The 2886-nt window shown below is 30.5% G+C and carries 3 protein-coding genes; 1 reads left to right on the forward strand and 2 read right to left on the reverse strand.

Annotated elements, in window-relative coordinates:
- The first annotated feature begins 69 nt into the window (after positions 1-69).
- Positions 70-744 carry a polysaccharide deacetylase family protein gene (locus tag AB2369_RS12695; RefSeq protein WP_367666840.1) on the forward strand — a complete coding sequence of 225 codons (675 nt, stop codon included), beginning with the start codon at positions 70-72 and terminating at the stop codon, positions 742-744.
- 29 nt (positions 745-773) lie between these two features.
- On the opposite strand, the gene AB2369_RS12700 is transcribed toward AB2369_RS12695, so the two are convergent.
- Both AB2369_RS12700 and AB2369_RS12705 read right to left on the reverse strand, forming a co-directional pair.
- Positions 774-1502 carry a type 1 glutamine amidotransferase gene (locus tag AB2369_RS12700; RefSeq protein ID WP_367666841.1) on the reverse strand — a complete coding sequence of 243 codons (729 nt, stop codon included), beginning with the start codon at positions 1500-1502 and terminating at the stop codon, positions 774-776.
- 18 nt (positions 1503-1520) lie between these two features.
- On the reverse strand, positions 1521-2876 hold the full coding sequence (locus AB2369_RS12705; RefSeq protein WP_367666842.1) for a MurT ligase domain-containing protein: 1356 nt from the start codon (positions 2874-2876) through the stop codon (positions 1521-1523).
- Between the last annotated feature and the right edge of the window lie 10 nt (positions 2877-2886).

Genomic DNA, 2886 nt, shown 5'->3' on the forward strand with positions numbered 1-2886 from the left:
ATTATAAGTTTTTTGCACTTATTTACATTTTATAATATTAAGGCATTAGAATACCCTAGGAGTTATGATGTGGCTATAAATAGAGAAGAAGAAAAAGTTGTGTTTTTAACCTTTGATGATGGTCCATCAAGAAATAATACCCCAAAAATTCTAGATATACTAAAAGAAAATGATGTATATGGAACATTTTTTGTTGTAGGGTATAAAACAGAAAACAATCCGAACTTAGTAAAAAAGTTAAGAGATAGTGGAATGTGTATTCTTCCTCATTCTTATAGTCATAATTATAAAGAATTATATGGTAGTGTAGATAGCTTCATGAAAGATTTAGAGAAGTGTACTAATGCCATAGAAGATGTCACAGGAGAGAAGATTCCTAAAATATTTAGATTTCCAGGAGGATCTGATAATAGGGTATCTAATTTAAACACCCTTAAGGATATAAGAGCTACTGTTAAAGATAAGGGATACAGATATGTGGATTGGAATATAAGCTCAGAAGATGCAACTGCATATAAAGTAGCTAGATCAAAAATAGTAAATAGTGTGGTAAGGGAATCTAGGGGAGTGGGGATGTGCGTGGTTCTTATGCATGATGCTGAAGCAAAGGACACAACAGTAGAGGCACTACCTCAGATAATTAAAAATTTTAAGGATAAAGGATACGTATTTAAAACTTTTGATGAAGCCACAGAAAATGATATAAAAAGAATGGAATTAGGTAGAATCATTAATAGAGAGTGAGATCTTTATTCTCACTCTCTATTAACAATTTATTTTTGTTCTATTTTACATATTATATGTTCTTTAGCTTTTAGTTCCATAATATCATTAAGAGGGTCTAAGTACACATCCTCATATCTATTATCTAGGGCAGCTTGTAGAAGTCTATCTGAAAGCTCTGGATTTTTAGATAATAGGGATCCATGGAAATATGTGCAATAGGTGTTTTTATATATGCAACCTTCATAACCATCTTCTCCATTATTTCCATAGCCTAATAGACATTTTCCAAGAGGTTTTATTCCATCCCCTAAATAAGTTTTACCAGAGTGGTTTTCAAATCCTACATAGGTTTCATCAGTTTCTTCATTGAGTATAGCAGTATTACCTATAAATCTAGTATCACCTGCTTCAGTGTATAGAGGTAGGATATTAAGTCCCTGAAGTTTTTCTCCTTCTGGGGTTGTATAATACTTTCCAAGAAGCTGATAACCACCACATATAGCAAGGAGAACTCCTCCTCTTTCTATATAAGCTTCTATGGCATCTCTTTTAGTTTCCTTAAGATCTTTAGATACTATGGACTGTTCGTAGTCTTGACCACCACCGAAAAGCACTATATCATAATCTTCTCCATTAAAACTATCACCTAAGGATACATTATGTATGTTAACTTTTATATTTCTTTCCTCTGCTCTCCATTTAAGTATTAATATATTTCCTAAATCACCATAAGAATTAAGTAAGTCAGGGTATAAATGGCAAATATTTAATTCCATTCTAAGTCCTCCTTTTAATTACCAAAGGTTTTTTATATAACCTTTAGAATGAAGATATTTTCTGTAGTTAATCATAGCAGTATAGGTAGTTAATACATATACCTTATTATTTTTACAGTTTTTAATTTCTTCTGTAACTCTATCAAAGGTTTTACATAATTGAAAATCCTTATAGTTTAAACCACTTATTTTAAGTCTAACAGCCATATCATAAAGACGTACTCCGCCTACTAGAACATCATCTATATTTAGAGTGCTAAGCTTTTCAAAATTTACATCCCAAAGCCAAGATACATCACGACCATCTGCATAATTATCATTTAATAAAAAAGCAAGAGATATGTTTTCTTTAGATAGACAAAGTGTATCTAAAGCTTGATTATACCCAGCAGGATTTTTTACAAGAAACATTTTAATTTCTTTACCATCTATATTTATAACCTCTTGTCTTCCGAAAGTAGCACTTTGGTTTTCAAGGGACTTTATTATTACATCTGTAGGAACATTTAGCTCCTTAGTTATAGCATAAGCACAAAGAGCATTATATATATTATATAATCCAGATTGGCTTAAGGAGACTTTAGAACCATTGATTACAATATTAGAACTATCAGGGGTAACTTCTAGTATGGAATCTACTGAGTACTTTAACTCTTCTCTTTTATATCCACAGTTACTACAGTAGAAATCTCCTAAATGGTTATATGTAATAAAATTGTACGCGTAGGGTGTCTTACATACTTTACAAAACTTTGCATCGGCATTAAGCTCAGCTACCTTTGAAGTATTTAAGGATTCATTGAAACCATAATATATAGTTTCATTTTTAATATTTAGTTTTCCAAGAAGAGATTCATCTCCATTTAAAAGAAGTTTACTATTTGGAACCTTAACTATACCTTCCATAATTTTGTTTAATGTAGTATATACTTCTCCATATCTATCTAATTGATCTCTAAAAAGATTGGTTATGGTAATAATCTCAGGAGTTAAATGTTCAGTTATAAATTTTACATTAGCTTCATCTACTTCAATAATGGCTATCTTTTCTTCTTTAGAAAAGAAGGAGTAGTTATCAGCAAAACAGGCAACTATTCCAGGAAGCATATTTGCTCCAGTATTATTGGTTATAACGTTAGCTCCATTAGCCTTTAAAATATTATAAATCATACTAGTAGTTGTTGTTTTACCATTGGTTCCTGTAACTAATACTACTTTATAACCTTTAGTTAATGGTTTTAATATATTCTTGCTAATTTTCAAGGCTACTTTTCCTGGAAAATTACTTCCTCCTTTAAAAAGGTGTTTTGATAAAAATAGTGTGATTTTTGCACTTAGTATACTTAAAAAATTCTTAATATTAATGTTGAACACCACCTTAGTT

This window comes from Clostridium sp., assembly GCF_040797585.1.
GTDB lineage: Bacteria > Bacillota > Clostridia > Clostridiales > Clostridiaceae > Clostridium_Z.